The sequence below is a fragment of the Pseudoalteromonas sp. S1608 genome, assembly GCF_005887265.1.
Classification (GTDB): domain Bacteria; phylum Pseudomonadota; class Gammaproteobacteria; order Enterobacterales; family Alteromonadaceae; genus Pseudoalteromonas; species Pseudoalteromonas undina.
This window is the reverse complement of sequence record NZ_PNDK01000012.1, coordinates 125,338-141,693: the sequence shown is the minus strand read 5'-3', so window position 1 is coordinate 141,693 and position 16,356 is coordinate 125,338. Positions and strand designations below refer to the sequence as shown.

Annotated in this window: 13 protein-coding genes and 1 tRNA gene; 8 read left to right on the top strand and 6 right to left on the bottom strand. The window is 40.7% G+C overall.

The annotated features are described in order from the left end of the window. The first annotated feature begins 52 nt into the window (after positions 1-52). From CWB75_RS05710 to CWB75_RS05680, 7 genes are all read left to right on the top strand, one after another. Positions 53-129, top strand: a tRNA-Pro gene (locus CWB75_RS05710). A gap of 352 nt (positions 130-481) precedes the next feature. Next, complete coding sequence (gene tig, locus CWB75_RS05705) at positions 482-1,786, top strand: trigger factor (RefSeq protein ID WP_010388062.1); 1,305 nt, start codon at positions 482-484, stop codon at positions 1,784-1,786. A 159-nt stretch (positions 1,787-1,945) separates the two neighbouring features. Beyond that, positions 1,946-2,563, top strand: a complete 618-nt coding sequence (gene clpP / locus CWB75_RS05700) for an ATP-dependent Clp endopeptidase proteolytic subunit ClpP (RefSeq protein ID WP_008111041.1) — start codon at positions 1,946-1,948, stop codon at positions 2,561-2,563. Between the two features lie 131 nt (positions 2,564-2,694). Further along, positions 2,695-3,978 carry an ATP-dependent protease ATP-binding subunit ClpX gene (gene clpX, locus CWB75_RS05695; protein ID WP_010388064.1) on the top strand — a complete coding sequence of 428 codons (1,284 nt, stop codon included), beginning with the start codon at positions 2,695-2,697 and terminating at the stop codon, positions 3,976-3,978. A gap of 149 nt (positions 3,979-4,127) precedes the next feature. After that, positions 4,128-6,488 (top strand): endopeptidase La, encoded by a 2,361-nt coding sequence (lon, locus tag CWB75_RS05690; protein ID WP_008467545.1) that lies wholly within the window; start codon positions 4,128-4,130, stop codon positions 6,486-6,488. Positions 6,489-6,671: 183 nt separating this feature from the next. Then, entirely contained in the window at positions 6,672-6,971 is a 300-nt protein-coding gene (locus tag CWB75_RS05685; RefSeq protein ID WP_256872136.1) for an HU family DNA-binding protein, read from the top strand. Between the two features lie 173 nt (positions 6,972-7,144). Next, positions 7,145-9,046: a SurA N-terminal domain-containing protein gene (locus CWB75_RS05680; protein ID WP_054202402.1), complete on the top strand. Its 1,902-nt coding sequence runs from the start codon at positions 7,145-7,147 to the stop codon at positions 9,044-9,046. A gap of 55 nt (positions 9,047-9,101) precedes the next feature. Here CWB75_RS05680 and CWB75_RS05675 read toward each other — a convergent pair whose 3' ends face one another. From CWB75_RS05675 to pspF, 6 genes are read right to left on the bottom strand one after another with little or no spacing between them, the layout of a single operon-like run. Next, a complete protein-coding gene (locus tag CWB75_RS05675) occupies positions 9,102-9,863 on the bottom strand; it encodes an ATP-binding cassette domain-containing protein (protein ID WP_054202403.1) in 762 nt (253 codons plus the stop codon). Then, positions 9,863-10,855 carry a peptide ABC transporter ATP-binding protein gene (locus CWB75_RS05670; RefSeq protein WP_010388077.1) on the bottom strand — a complete coding sequence of 331 codons (993 nt, stop codon included), beginning with the start codon at positions 10,853-10,855 and terminating at the stop codon, positions 9,863-9,865. Before CWB75_RS05670 ends, CWB75_RS05675 begins: the two co-directional genes overlap by 1 nt. Continuing rightward, positions 10,856-11,749 (bottom strand): ABC transporter permease subunit, encoded by an 894-nt coding sequence (locus CWB75_RS05665; RefSeq protein ID WP_010388079.1) that lies wholly within the window; start codon positions 11,747-11,749, stop codon positions 10,856-10,858. Then, positions 11,736-12,770, bottom strand: a complete 1,035-nt coding sequence (locus tag CWB75_RS05660; protein WP_010388081.1) for an ABC transporter permease — start codon at positions 12,768-12,770, stop codon at positions 11,736-11,738. Before CWB75_RS05660 ends, CWB75_RS05665 begins: the two co-directional genes overlap by 14 nt. Continuing rightward, on the bottom strand, positions 12,770-14,377 hold the full coding sequence (locus CWB75_RS05655; protein ID WP_138570108.1) for an ABC transporter substrate-binding protein: 1,608 nt from the start codon (positions 14,375-14,377) through the stop codon (positions 12,770-12,772). Before CWB75_RS05655 ends, CWB75_RS05660 begins: the two co-directional genes overlap by 1 nt. A gap of 14 nt (positions 14,378-14,391) precedes the next feature. After that, complete coding sequence (pspF, locus tag CWB75_RS05650) at positions 14,392-15,456, bottom strand: phage shock protein operon transcriptional activator (RefSeq protein ID WP_010388085.1); 1,065 nt, start codon at positions 15,454-15,456, stop codon at positions 14,392-14,394. A gap of 186 nt (positions 15,457-15,642) precedes the next feature. On the opposite strand from pspF, the gene pspA reads away from it, so the two are divergent. Further along, entirely contained in the window at positions 15,643-16,302 is a 660-nt protein-coding gene (gene pspA / locus CWB75_RS05645) for a phage shock protein PspA (RefSeq protein WP_010388087.1), read from the top strand. The last annotated feature ends 54 nt before the right edge of the window (positions 16,303-16,356 follow it).

The window sequence follows — 16,356 nt, the reverse complement described above, 5'->3', positions numbered from 1 at the left end:
GTGTTTAGGGATCGTGTCTCATAATTCACCGTATTGTTCAAAATATCTATATCGGCGATTAGCGCAGTTTGGTAGCGCACTTGGTTTGGGTCCAAGGGGTCGCAGGTTCAAATCCTGCATCGCCGACCATTTCCCCTTAAGCTCCATATTATAAATCTCTATTTTATTTAAAATAACTCTTTTTTTTGCTCCTATTCATTCTATACAGTTTAATTAGCCTGTTTTTTATTCGCTTAGTCGTTATCTGCCTCTAACTACCCCAAATAATTGCCCCCCACACTCGACTATCATGAATATTAGGTTATAATGCCGCGTCTATTTGTTTAAAAATATAGTGCCCTTAGGGCAGAGCAGCAATGGTATCTCCTGGTAGCGACGGATTTTTTTAAGCTCTAAGGCTTGAATTTTATCAAGACGCCTATAGATTACTTTGTTTGTAATGAAGGCGAAAAGTCGCCAAAATTGAATATTGAGGTAAATCATGCAAGTTTCTGTTGAGACGACTCAAGGCCTTGAGCGCCGTCTGACCATCACCGTTCCTGCAGAGAACGTTGAGACCGAAGTAAAAAAACGCTTACAACAACTGTCAAAAACGCAGCGTATCGACGGTTTCCGTGCTGGTAAAGTTCCAGTATCAGTAATCAACAAGCGTTTCGGACCAGCTGTTCGTCAAGAAGTTGCTGGCGAAGTAATGCAACGTAATTACATTGAAGCAATTGTTGCTGAAAAAATTAACCCTGCTGGCGCACCTACATTTGCTCCAAAAGCACTTGAAGCAGGTAAAGATTTAGAGTTCTCAGCAACATTTGAAGTTTACCCTGAAGTTGAAGTTCAAGGTTTAGATAAAATTGCTGTTGAAAAACCAGCGGTAGAAGTAACTGACGAAGATTTAGCAAACATGCTAGAGACACTTCGTAAGCAACACGCTTCTTGGGCTGACGTTGATGCAGCTGCTGGCGCAAACGACCGTGTAACGGTTGATTTCGTTGGTACTATCGACGGTGAAGAATTCGAAGGCGGCAAAGCTGAAGATTTCCCATTAGAACTTGGTCAAGGTCGTATGATCCCAGGTTTTGAAGACAACATCGTAGGCAAAAAAGCAGGCGAAGAAGTTGTTGCTGACGTAAACTTCCCTGAAGATTACCACGCTGAAAACTTAAAAGGTAAAGCGGCTCAATTCACTATCACAGTGAAAAAAGTTGAAGCGCAAGAATTACCTGAATTAAGCGATGAGTTTGCAACTAAATTCGGTGTTGCCGAAGGCGGCGTAGACGCGCTTAAAGAAGAAGTTAAAAAGAACATGACACGTGAGCTAGACCAAGCGGTTAAAGCTAACGTAAAAGACCAAGCAATCAAAGGTCTTTTAGAGCAAAACGAAGTTGAAGTGCCTAAAGCATTAATCGACCAAGAAGTTGACGCTTTACGTGAGCAAGCTGCTCAACGTTTTGGTGGTAACGGTCAAAATATGCCTGAGCTTCCAGCTGAATTGTTCCATGAGCAAGCAGTTACACGAGTTAAAACTGGCCTATTATTAGGCGAAGTGATCAAAGCAAACGACATCAAAGTTGATGACGCTAAAGTTGAAGCACTTATCGCTACTGTAGCATCTGCATACGAAGATCCAACTGAAGTAGTAGAATACTACAAAGCAAATGATCAACTAATGCAACAAATGCGTAATGTAGCAATGGAAGAGCAAGCTGTTGAAGCTATTTTAGCTAAAGCAACTGTGACTGATGTTGAAAAAGCATTTGATGACATCATGAATCCACAGCAAGGTGCATAATAAGTCATTGACTTAAGCGCTCGCTAACGATTAAATGGCTCGTGTTACTCTGTTTATGCAGTGTGCCCGGGCCATTTTAGTTTGTGGTTCTTAATTAGCTAAAAATGATCATTATGCTTTTCTTAGAATAAGTATAAGCGCATAAGGAATTAAATAAGTATGAACACTGGTATGACAGATCCCCTAAACGCATTAGTACCAATGGTTGTTGAGCAAACAGCTAAAGGCGAGCGCTCGTTTGATATTTATTCGAGACTATTAAAAGAGCGTATTATCTTTTTAACGGGCCAAGTTGAAGACAACATGGCAAATCTGATTTTAGCGCAAATGCTTTTCTTAGAATCAGAGAACCCAGATAAAGATATCTTCTTATATATCAATTCACCGGGTGGCTCGGTCACTGCGGGAATGGCTATTTACGATACAATGAATTTCATCAAACCTGATGTAAGTACTATTTGTGTGGGCCAAGCGGCTAGCATGGGTGCGTTTTTACTATCTGGTGGTGCTAAGGGTAAACGTTTTTGTTTACCTAATTCACGTGTAATGATTCACCAACCATTAGGTGGATTCCAAGGTCAAGCATCTGATTTTGAAATACACGCGAAAGAAATCCTATCTATTAAAGACAAATTAAATCGCTTAATGGCTGAGCATACTGGCCAACCGCTTGATGTTGTTTCACGTGATACAGACCGTGATAACTTTATGAGTGCAAGCCAAGCTGTAGATTACGGTATTGTTGACTCAGTATTTACTAATCGCGGTAGCAAGTAAGTATGCCTGCAAGCATTAATGCTTGCTAATGAGAGTTACTATGCGAAAAAGCCTAAATTTTGGTATAGTTAAAGCGTATTAAAATAGCCACCAAGACTTTGGTGGCCAACGTAATAAAATGAGGTAGCTGAATGTCTGACACTCCTACAGACGGCGACAAAAGTAATAAATTGTTATACTGCTCTTTTTGCGGCAAAAGCCAGCATGAAGTTCGAAAATTAATTGCAGGACCTTCAGTATACGTTTGTGATGAATGTGTAGAGCTGTGTAATGATATTATCAGGGAAGAAATTAAAGACATCGCGCCTAAGCATGATGCCGCTGACAAATTACCTGTGCCAAAAGAAATTCGTAACCACTTAGACGACTACGTAATTGGCCAAGAGCATGCGAAAAAAGTGTTGTCTGTAGCGGTTTACAATCACTACAAGCGTTTACGCAACCAATCAACTAAACAAGACGTTGAACTAGGTAAAAGTAATATTTTATTAATTGGTCCAACGGGGAGTGGTAAAACACTACTAGCTGAAACGTTAGCACGTTTGCTAGATGTGCCGTTTACAATGGCCGATGCCACCACGTTAACCGAAGCCGGTTATGTGGGTGAAGATGTTGAAAACATCATTCAAAAGCTTTTACAAAAATGTGACTACGACGTAGAAAAAGCACAACGTGGTATTGTTTACATTGATGAAATTGACAAAATTTCACGTAAATCAGATAACCCATCAATCACCCGTGATGTATCAGGTGAAGGTGTACAACAAGCCTTACTTAAATTGATTGAAGGTACCGTTGCTTCTGTTCCGCCACAAGGTGGACGTAAACATCCACAGCAAGAGTTCCTGCAAGTAGACACTTCTAAAATTCTGTTTATTTGTGGTGGCGCATTTGCTGGTCTTGATAAAGTTATTGAACAGCGTAGCCACAAAAATACTGGCATTGGTTTTGGCGTTAACGTTAAAGAGTCGGCAGCGAGCCGCTCTTTAAGTGAAACATTTAAAGATGTTGAGCCAGAAGATTTAGTAAAATATGGTTTAATTCCAGAGTTTATTGGCCGTTTACCTGTTGTTGCTACATTGACTGAACTTGATGAAGCTGCACTGGTACAAATTTTAAGTGAGCCTAAAAACGCTATTACTAAGCAATTTTCAGTATTGTTTGGGATGGAAGACGTTGAGCTTGAATTTCGTGATGATGCACTACGTGCTATTGCTCACAAAGCAATGGAACGTAAAACCGGTGCACGTGGCCTGCGTTCAATCGTAGAAGGTGTATTGCTTGATACTATGTATGAGCTGCCTTCAATTGATAACGTAAGTAAAGTGGTTGTTGATGAAACCGTTATTAAAGGTGAGTCTGACCCAATCTTGATTTATGACAGCAGCAATCAAGAACAAGCCGCAGCAGATTAAATTCTGAGCAAGTTGTAAAAAAAAGGAGCCAATGGCTCCTTTTTTTATAATTAATTTAATCGAGTTGGCAAAAATTGTTGAACTTTAATTAGGTTATCCCCATATACTTGAGTAATCTTTAAATAAATGAAGTGCAAAGAGAAAATACAATGACGCTTGAGAGAAACGATCGAGTCGAAATCCCTGTGCTAGCACTGCGCGATGTAGTGGTGTATCCACACATGGTGATCCCGCTTTTTGTAGGCCGTGAAAAATCAATAAAATGCCTTGAAGCGGCAATGGATAAAGACAAACAAATTTTCTTAGTTGCACAAAAAGATGCAACTGTAGACGAGCCTGAGAAAGACGATATTTATCGTGTAGGGACAATTGCGACTGTACTTCAATTATTAAAGCTACCCGATGGTACAGTAAAAGTATTAGTTGAAGGCACACAGCGTGCAAATATCGAAGAGTTTGTTGATAACGAAGACTTCTTTGTTGCCAATGCTCAGTTTATTGAATCTGATTCAGTGAATGAACAAGAGCAAGATATTTTTATTCGCAGTGCATTAAGCCAGTTTGAAGGCTACGTAAAATTAAATAAAAAAATCCCACCTGAAGTGATGACTTCGGTCTCTGGTATTGATGAGCCAGCGCGTCTTGCTGATACCATGGCTGCGCACATGCCATTAAAAGTGCCTGAAAAACAAAAAGTACTTGAAATATCAAGCGTTACGGAACGCTTAGAGTACTTAATGGCGTTGATGGAAGGTGAAATAGACTTACTGCAAGTTGAGAAAAAAATTCGTACCCGCGTTAAAAAGCAGATGGAAAAATCGCAGCGTGAGTATTACCTCAATGAGCAAATGAAAGCGATTCAAAAAGAGCTTGGCGAAATTGACGATGTGCCAGATGAATTCGAAGCGCTAAAAAAACGCATCGAAGAGTCAGGTATGCCTAACGAAGCGAAAGAAAAAGCCACGGCAGAGTTTAACAAACTTAAAATGATGTCGCCGATGTCGGCAGAAGCCAGTGTTGTTCGCTCATACATAGATACGCTAATCAACGTACCGTGGAAAAAACGCTCTAAAGTGAAAAAAGATTTAGCAGGCGCGCAAAAAATACTAGATAGCGATCACTACGGGCTTGATAAAGTTAAAGAGCGTATTATTGAATACCTCGCGGTACAGCAGCGTACTAATAAGCTTAAAGGGCCTATTTTGTGTTTAGTTGGGCCGCCAGGGGTAGGTAAAACCTCTCTTGGGCAATCTATTGCGCGTTCAACTGGCCGTAAGTACATTCGTATGGCACTGGGTGGTGTACGTGATGAAGCTGAGATACGTGGTCACCGTCGTACTTATATTGGCTCTATGCCTGGTAAATTGATTCAAAACATGACTAAAGTGGGCGTTAAAAACCCGTTATTCTTGTTAGATGAAATTGATAAAATGTCAGCGGATATGCGTGGTGACCCTGCATCAGCTTTACTTGAAGTACTTGATCCTGAGCAAAACAGCCATTTTGCTGATCATTACCTAGAAGTCGATTACGACTTATCTGATGTAATGTTTGTTGCTACCTCTAATAGCTTTAATATTCCTGGGCCTTTATTGGACCGTATGGAAGTTATCCGTTTAGCCGGTTATACCGAAGACGAAAAATTAAATATAGCTAAAGAACATTTAATTCCAAAGCAAGTTAAGCGTAATGGCTTAAAAGAGAAAGAAGTTGAAATTGCTGACAGTGCCATTATCGGTATTATTCGATATTACACGCGTGAAGCGGGCGTTCGTAACTTAGAGCGTGAAGTGTCTAAATTATGCCGTAAAGCGGTTAAAAATATCTTAATGGAAAAAGACACCAAAACGGTCACTATCGATGCAGATAACCTTGAAGAGTACTTAGGTGTGCAACGCTTTGATTACGGTAAAGCAGAAGATGGCGACCGTATAGGCCAAGTAACTGGCCTAGCATGGACAGAAGTAGGCGGTGACTTACTAACGATTGAATGTGCTGCAGTACCAGGTAAAGGCAAATTGACTTACACCGGCTCGTTAGGCGATGTAATGCAAGAGTCGATTCAAGCGGCAATGACTGTTGTGCGTAATCGTGCTGATGAGCTACGTATTAATAGCGACTTTTATGAAAAACGTGATATTCACGTGCATGTACCTGAGGGCGCAACTCCTAAAGATGGTCCAAGTGCGGGTATCGCAATGGTTACGTGTTTGGTTTCAAGCCTAACGGGTAATCCAGTGCGCTCTGATGTGGCCATGACGGGTGAGATTACCCTACGTGGTGAAGTACTGCCTATTGGTGGTTTAAAAGAGAAATTATTAGCGGCTCACCGAGGTGGTATTAAAACGGTGGTGATCCCTAAAATTAACGAACGTGACTTAAAAGAGATACCTGATAACGTATTGGCGGGTCTTGAGATTCACCCAGTTACGTGGATTGACGAAGTATTGAAGCTTGCTTTAGTGCATCCAGTTGATAGTTTTTCAGTCGAAACACCAAAAAAGCAGTAAAAAAGCCAAAAAAAGTGCTTTTAGGGGCTTTTCAAATCTAAACGGTATGATAAGTTAAGCACTGGTTTTCAAGCCTAGCCCTTGCAGGGCCTAGGCTTAAGAAAAATATAATCATATGAGCTTTAAAAAAATTGCTCAAAAATTTCAAAACAGTGATGTTAGTTTAAAAAACAATCGCTCTTGATAACAACAATGAAAGAGGATGATATTGTGAATAAATCTCAATTAATCGATCAAATCGCAGCTGATGCTGACATTTCTAAAGCGGCTGCAGGTCGTGCACTAGATTCATTCATCGAATCTGTATCTGGCGCGCTAAAAGATGGCGACTCAGTTGCACTTGTTGGTTTTGGTACTTTCTCTGTACGTGAGCGTGCTGCTCGTGCAGGTCGTAACCCACAAACTGGTGAAACGATTCAAATTGCTGCAGCTAACATCCCAGCTTTCAAAGCCGGTAAAGCGCTTAAAGACGCAGTAAACTAATCATTGTGTAAACAATTTAGTTATGGCGAGTAAAGATACGCTTAATTATTGCAATCGATAAATTAAGTTACTTCACCGCCAGTTACTTCAAGTGAAAAAGCGTATCTGGTAAGATACGCTTTTTTTACATATGACAAGGTAGAAAATACCTTGCTCAGAAAAGAGATAAACAAATGCTTGAGAAAATCAGAGAAGGTTCGCAAGGGCCGGTAGCCAAAGTCATTTTAGGCGCGGTGATTTTATCTTTTGCCTTAGCTGGGATCGGTAGTTACTTAGGTCAAACCACAGAACAACCCGTTGCTGAAGTAAATGGAATTAAAATTAGCCAAACAGAATTTAGCCGTGCGTTTCAAAATGAACGTAGCCGCTTAGAACAACAATTTGGTGAGTACTTTACCCAAATAGCAGCTGATCCAACTTACATGGCTCAAATCCGTCAAGGTGTGATTGACCGTTTAGTACAACAAGAATTACAAAGTCAGTTAGCTGCCGAGCTTGGTTTGCGCGTAAGTGATGAAAGCGTTCGTAAAACAATTTTAGAGCTACCTTATTTTAAAATTGGCGATAAGTTTAATAACGACCGTTATTTACAAGTTATTCGTCAAATGAATTTTCAACCTGACGCATTTCGTGAATACCTGCGTGATGATATGACGCGTAGCCAGTTAGTATCTGCCGTTGCGGGTACTGATTTTGCGCTGCCAAATGAGCTTAAATCAGCCATTGCGTTGCAACAGCAAACACGAAGCATTGATTATTTAGTAATTGATAAACAAGCAATGCAAGCTGATGTTGAAGTTACAGAGCAAGAAGTTGCGGATTACTATGAATTAAACGCAGGTCAATTTTTATCACCTGAATTAATTTCAGTTAATTACATCGAACTAAATGCAGATGATATTGATGTTGCATCGGTAAGCGAAGACGATGTAAAAGCATATTACGAGCAGAGTAAAGCGCAATATGTTGAACCAGAAAAGCGTCGTGTATCGCATATTCTAATCGACAATAGCGAAGATGATGATGCGGCTAAAGCGAAAGCTGAGTCGTTACTTGCCCAGCTTAACGCTGGTGCTGATTTTGCTGAGCTAGCAGAGACATCGTCAGATGACATTGTTAGTGCAGAAATGGGTGGCGATTTAGAGTGGATTGAACGTGATGTTATGGAACCAGCATTTGAAGATGCAGCGTTCGCATTGCAAAACAAAGGTGATTACTCTGACGTTGTTGCCTCTGAGTTTGGTTATCACATCATCAAACTGACTGATCTACAAACTCAACAAGTTAAACCGTTTGATGAGGTTAAAGCTGACCTACGTGCTGAACTTGAGCAAGCTGAAAAAGTAGATGCGTTTTACGAGAAGCAAACTGAAATGGGGGCATTAGCCTTTGAGATTTCTGATCGCTTAGACGATGCTGCTGAAGTGGCGGGTGTAGAAGTACAATCTACTTCTTTACTAGCGCTTAGCGCGCTTCCTGAGCCGCTTAATAACCCAGCGGTTGTGACTGCCTTATCATCAGTTGAACTACTAGAAGATAAAGTCAATTCAGAAGTAATTGAGCTTGGTAATGAGCACGTGATTGTGGTGCGTGTAAATGAGCACCAACCTGCGGCAACGAAAGCATTAAGCGAGGTAAGTGAGCAAATTAAAACACGCTTAATGAATGAAAAGGCATCAGACCTTGCAAAAGAAAAAGCACGCACGTTATTTGCACAAGTAAAAGAAGGCAAGAGCTTAAACGATGTGGCTGCTGAGCAATCACTAAACGTTCGTCAAGAGTCGCAACTAACTCGTGAAAGCTTTGCTGTTTCACCTGCTATTGTTACCCAAGTATTCAAAATGGCACATCCTAGTGATGCGGCTGTATATGATATGGTTAACTTAAATAATGGCGATGCAGCGATTGTTGCGCTTAAAGCGGTAAATGATGCACCAGTGAGTGACAACATTGAGCCACAAATGAAGCAAAACATTACTATGGCGCAAGCGCAGAAAAACTATACGGTATTCATTGAATCGCTTAAGCAACAAGCAGAGCTTAATGTACCAAAAGCAGCTCAAGCAGCTGAATAAGTAATAGCTAAATTAAAAAGGGCGCCAATTGGCGCCTTTTTTGTTTGTTTAGACATTAACAACTCAATAAGCGCTGAGTAACCTTTGATTGCGGGTTTTGAAAAATAGTTTCTGTAGCGCCGTATTCAACAATCTCACCCTTATTGAGTACCACTAGCTGGTCGCTAATATGGCGCACTAAACTTAAATGATGGGTGATCAAAATATAGGTTAATCCAGTTTCAAGCTGTAGTTTAAGTAATAGATTTACTATTTGCGCTCTTACAGAAGGGTCAAGCGATGAAAGTGCCTCATCGAGTACAACAACCTTAGGATCTAATATAAGCGCGCGAGCGAGCGCTACACGCTGTAATTGCCCCACACTAAACATATGCGGATAGTATTGCTGATGATCGACCAGTAGACCCACTTTAAGCAGCGTACTACCAATTTTTTCACTACGTTGAGTTTTATCAAAATCAGTATTGAATTTTAGGCAATCATCGAGCATTTCAGCAATGGTCACTGCTGGGTTTAATGAGGTGGCGGAGTCTTGAAAAATCATTCGGATATAACGACACTGGGCATCACGATTACCATTGTTTTCTATGGTGTTATTCTCTAATAATATCTGCCCGCTATCGGCACTGTATGCACCCACTAATAATTTAGCCAGGGTACTTTTTCCTGAGCCTGTTTCACCAATAATGGCAATTGTTTCACCTTTACCAATACAAAATGAGATGTTTTTTAAAACATCAAACTTTTTACGGCTAAACAGACCAGCTCGCATGTTAAAGGTTTTTGATAAGGCTTGAACTTTTAACAGTGGCTGCATTATTTTATTTCCTTGATCAGCGGGAAGTGACAGGCGTAGCTATGACCATGATGCTTTGAAAGTTTAGGCGCAACCACACATTCTTTTTGTGCTTGTGGGCAACGTGGACCGAGTCGACAACCAATCGGTAAATGTTGTAATGTTGGAATAGTGCCTTTAAGCGCATAAAAGGGTTCTTTATGGGCTAAACCATGCTCATAATCGGGCAGGCTTTTTAGTAAAGCCTGCGTATACGGATGACGAGGTTGGCTAAAAATACGGTGTGTTGGACCTGCTTCAACCATTTGACCGCAGTACAACACATGAATACCATGCGACCAATTAACAATTTCTTCCAGCTCATGAGAGATCATCAAAATAGACATGTTCTTTAGCTGATTTAAACTTTTTAATAATCTAAACACCTGTGCTCGGGTGGTGCTTTCTAGTGCGGTTGTTGGCTCATCTGCAATTAACAACTTAGGTGTGCGGGCAATCGCCATGGCTATCATGACCTTTTGGCATACGCCCTCAGAGAGCTCATGCGGGTAACTATCAAGCACCGCTTCATGATTTTTAATACCTACTTTATGTATTAAGGCTTTAACACGATCTTTACGCTCTCTGTTGCGTTTTAAGAAAAATCCTTTAGCAGCCACTTCAGGCAGTGTTTCAGCGATTTGGTTAAATATTTTAGCAGTAGGATCTAGACAGCGACTGGGGTCTTGGTAAATCATCGCAATGTCTTGGCTAACCGTTTTACGGCGTTGCTCTGGTGTTAAGCGCATTAAGTCAACACCACGCCAATGCATTCTATCGGCGGTTATCACCCAACGCTCATTAAGCACACCGACGATGGCTTTTGCAATTAAGCTTTTGCCAGAGCCTGATTCGCCCACTAAAGCGTGTACTTCACCTTCTTTTAAACTAAAGCTTACGCGATCAACAGCACGAATGGCGGTTTCGGAAGTTTGAAGTTCAATGGTTAAATTTCGAATATCTAGTAACTGCATCTAATCGGCCTTACGCGCTTGTAAAACTTTGCGAAGTCCATCGCCCACTAAGTTTGTTGAAAGAACCGCTAAAAATAACAGGACGCCCGGCAATGCTACCGTCCAGGGTGCTAAATATATAAGTCCTAAGTTCTCTGCTAAAATTGCGCCCCATTCAGTAGTCGGCGGCTGTGCACCCAGTTTTAAAAACCCTAACGCCGCAATATCTAAAATAGCAGTAGAAAGCGCCATGGTAAAAATAACCACAATATATTCATACACATTAGGAAAAATCCCGCGTGATAAAATATGCCACTTAGAGGCGCCATCTAAGCGGTAGGCTGTAACATAATCTTTGCCAAGTTCGTCAACTATCAGGTTTCTAATTGAATGAATAAACTGGGGTAATAAGGCCAAAATAATTGCCCATACGGTATTCATTAATCCAGGGCCGAGTATGGCAATAATAATGATGGCCAGTAACAATGAGGGAATTGACAGCGTTACATCCAGTAAGTGGTTCAAAAAACTAGAACGTATGCCTTTACTGATCCCTGCAAAGGTACCTACCAACACACCAATAACAGTGGTGATCAGTGCAGCCACAACCGATAACCCGAACGTATATGTGGCGCCATTCATTAAACGAGACAGCACATCTCGGCCTAAATCATCGGTGCCAAGTATAAACCGCACATCGCCCATTTCATTCCACGAGGGAGGCAGTAATAGTGCATCACTGTGCTGTTGATTTACCCCATAAGGCGCAAGAAAAGGCGCGGTAGCCGCTAACAGGCTAAAGGCAATAAACACCCATAAACCAACCAGTGCAGGGTGGTTATTTTTAAACTTTCGCCAGAGTCTCGCTAATGGCGATTTATTTGAATCTTCTGAAAATAAGTTAAACTTTGCCATGCGCTTGGTTCCGAGACAGAGGATCGAGTAGGGTGTAGGTCAGTTCGGCCATAATTGTGGCAATAATAATAAATAAAGAGACGGCCATTAACCCACCTTGTATGGCGGGATAATCACGTTGATAAATACTGTCTATTAACCAGCGACCGATCCCAGGCCACGAAAAAATAACTTCAGTGATCATCGCTAGGGTGATCAAGGTACTAAACTGCAAACCTATTTGTTTTATAACCGGTAGTAAGGCATTTCTTAGGGCGTGATGAATAATAAGCTGCCCACGAGTAAGCCCTTTGGCGCGAGCTGTTTTAATGAAGTTTTGATCCATCACTTTTAACATCGATTCGCGAGTAAAGCGCACTAATACCGTGGTTGGATACATAGCAAGTACAATAGTAGGTAAAGTAAGGTGATGCAGCGCATCTAACATGGCCAAACCATTGTAAGGAAAATCAGCGAGTAAAATATCAAGTAAAATAAATCCTGTGCTCGCGGGTATCTCATACAACAAGCTCACTCGCCCCGACATGGGAAACCAGCCAAGCTTGAGCGAAAAAATCATAATTAATAATAATGCCAGCCAAAAAATCGGCATAGAATAGCCAATCATCGCTGTAGAGCTAATAAATTTATCAGGCCATTGTTTATTATATGCCGATGCTAAAATACCGACAGGCACACCCACTACCACCGAAATAAATAACGCATAGATACTTAGCTCTAACGTTGCAGGAATTAAATCAACCACATGGGCGAAAACACTGCTCCCCGAGGCGAATGACATTCCCCAATCCCCTTGTAAAATTCGTCCTACAAAGGCGATGTACTGCATAAAGTAGTTACTGTTAAATAAGTACTTTTCTTCTAACTGCGCATTTTGGGTAAAGTTAGTGTCAGGTATGCCGCTTAAGTTACTGAGCGGATCGCCAGGAAATAAATAACTCAACGAAAAGGTAAAAATACTGAGTAGCAACACCATAAAAAATAACAGTCCGAGGCGGCGTAAAATATAATCTAAGATCATTATTTTTTCCTCGCGTTAGCCAACGAAATAGCACCGAATGGCCCTAAGGTAATGCCCTCAACATCTGCGCTACTTGCTTGAAAACGCATGCCATGGGCAATTGGCAGTAAAGGCAATTGTTTGATGATCATGCTTTGTGCTGCGTCGTAATATTGTTTACGTAAATTTAAATCTGTGGTGTCTAACGCTTTGGTTAGCAGTAAATCAAATTCAGGGTTACACCAGTTTGCAGGGTTTTTGCCGCTGAATGTCGCAGTACAACTTAATAATGGGCTAAAAAAGTTATCGGGATCAGGTGTATCAGCTGCCCAACCTAATAACACACTGTCGTGGCGATGCTCACCAATGCGTTGAATAAAGGTGTTCCATTCATATTCTACAATATTTACATTAACGCCAATTTTGCGTAAATCACTTTGCATTAGCTCAGCCATTTTGCGGGCGTTGGGGTTATAAATACGGCTTACCGGCATAGCCCAAATGCTCATATCAAAGCCTTTTGGAAAACCGGCTTCAGTTAATAACCTTTTTGCCAACTGTGGGTCAAAAATAGGCATGTTTTTTTGTAGTTCAAATGCCCATGACGTAGGCGGAAGAATAGATTGTGCACGCAGTCCATTCCCGTAATATACCGCTTGCATTATTTTATCTATATCAATGGCATGAACCAATGCTTGACGTACTTTTAGGTTATCAAACGGTGGACGCTCGGTATTAAATGCCCAGTAACCAATATTTAAGTTAGTTTCTCTTTCAACGTTAATATCATCACGCTGCGCTAAAATACTTAATTGGGCACTACTCGGGTGTGCGGTTACATCACACTCTTTGGTCAATATTTTAGCGATACGGGTGGTACCATTTGGGGTAATGTCGTACACCAATTGCTCAAGGGCAACCTCATGCTTCCAATAATCAGCGTTTTTATAAAAGCGCACTAAATGATCGCGTCGGTACTCTTTATAAATATAGGGGCCTGTGCCAATCGGGTATTGATCAAATAGGTTTTCTTGATTATTAGCTTTGAGTGCCATGGCATATTCTTTAGAGAGCACGACGGCAAAATCGGTCGCCATATTGGCTAAAAAGCTGCTTTCGGCGTTAAATAACTCAAACCGGACTTGGTGATCAGAGACTCTAACAATTTTACGAATTAGCTGGTCAATCCCCACACTTTGAAAGTAAGGGTAATTAGCATCGCCAATAAAGTGATAAGGATTATAAACGTCGAATAATCGACTAAAAGTAAATATTACATCATCAGCGTTAAATTCACGGCTAGGAGTGAAATAAGAGGTGGTATGAAACTTAACTCCTTTGCGCAAAGTGAAGGTAACCGATTTACCGTCTTTACTGATCTTCCAATCAGTGGCAAGTTCACTCTTAAATTCGGCGGTCACGGGGTCAATACTAATTAACCGGTCGTATAACTGGTTAGCAATAATATCGATAGTCGATCCTGTGGTTGTGACTTGTGGGTTAAACGACACAGGATTAGCCTCGGCGCAATAAACGAGGCCTTGGTTTTTTTCTTCTAAGATTTCTTCTTTACTATCAATGCAACCTACTAAGCTCAATGATATTAAAGCAAGTAATAATTTATGCACCCGCACAACCTCTACTATTCTAGCAAATTGTATTTTTTCAAATAACCACGTAGTTGATGATACGTTAAACCAAGTACTTCTGCAGTCTTCTTTTGATTAAATTGGCTATGTTCTAATGCTTTTTTTATCAATGTAATTTCAAATTCATTAGAGAGCGTTTTTAAGTCGCATGGAAACTCAGGTTCTTTGGTACTTGAACTCAATGCTACAGGCGCTTCTATAGGCTGTGCATGAGTAGTCGGTTCAGATTGTATTATAGCAGGTGCTTGTGCATGTTTTATGCGGGCTTTAGGTCTAAAGCGACTTTCGAATGGGTCTAAAATAATTTTATGTACAGGAATATGTTCATTGCCGTGGCGATACAGACTTCGTTCTACCACATTTTTAAGTTCACGGACATTACCCGGCCACTCATAACTGAGTAAACTTTCTTGTGCACTGCGGGTAAAACCACTAAATAGCTCCCACTCAAGGTCTCGTGCCATGTTCATCGCAAACTGTTCAGCCAGCAACATAATGTCATCTTGACGTTCACGCAGTGGCGGTAAGGTGATCACATCAAACGCGAGTCTATCGAGTAAATCACTTCTAAATTCACCTTGTTGTGCTAAATGGGGTAAGTCTTCATTGGTTGCACAGACTAAGCGAGTGTCTACTTTAACGGTTTGCTTACCGCCAACACGCTCAAACTCACCATACTCAATCACTCTTAATAGCTTTTCTTGCACCATGGCAGAGGTATTTGCTAACTCATCTAAGAACAAGGTACCACTATTGGCGCGCTCAAAGCGGCCTTCATGGCGTTTACTTGCGCCTGTGAAAGCGCCACTTTCATGACCAAATAATTCACTCTCGAGCAGGTTTTCGTTCAATGCCGCACAGTTAAGCTTGACGTAACTTTGATCCCAGCGTTTGGATAAAAAGTGTAAACGTGCTGCAATTAGCTCTTTACCGGTACCACGTTCACCAATAATAAGTACGGGTTTATCTAGGTTAGCCAGTTGCGAAACCTGATCAAGTACCGATAAAAAGCTGTCTGATTGGCCAAGTAAATTGTCCTGTTGGCGATATTGACTCATATTTCCTAACTCTTAGTCATTTTTACTAACAGTTAGTGTATTTCATTATGGCGGATAACAAAAGTAATTTGTAATTTACATTTAACATATTGAAAATAAATGGTATTTTAAAAATATAAAAGTTGGCAAGCATATTGATACTAATAAAAGCAGACACATTTAGATTAAATAATAGAGGTATATGTTATGGGAATTTTTTCACGTTTTGCAGACATTGTTAATTCTAATATCAATGCCATTTTAGATAAAGCAGAAGATCCTGAAAAAATGGTTCGTCTTATTATCCAAGAGATGGAAGATACACTAGTAGAGGTACGCTCTACGTCAGCAAAAACCCTTGCTGAGAAAAAAGAATTAGTACGTCGCGTAGATACACTAAAAGCTCAAGTAAGCGATTGGCAAGACAAAGCCGAATTAGCACTGAGCAAAGATCGTGATGATTTAGCTCGCTCGGCTTTACTTGAAAAGCAAAAATCAGCAGATGCAGTCGCCGCAGTAGAAAGTGAACTTGATCATGTAGAATCTCATATCGAGAAACTACAGCAAGAAGTGACTACGCTACAAGAGAAACTAGCGGATGCTAAAGCACGTCAAAAAGCGATTATTTTACGTCAACGCTCGGCTGAGTCGCGCCTTGAGGTTAAAAAAGCACTTGATAGTTCTAAAGTGGATGATGCACTTAATCGTTTTGAACGTTACGAAACCAAAATTGATGGGCTAGAATCTCAAATAGAGTCTTACGATTTGGGTAAACAAACGTTAGCAGATGAAATTGCTGATTTACAAAAGAATGAAAAAATTGACGACGAGTTAGCTGAACTTAAAAAGAAACTCTCGAATAAATAAATATAAAACAGGGGCCTTGTGCCCCTGACATCAACATTGAATACGGATTGTCAG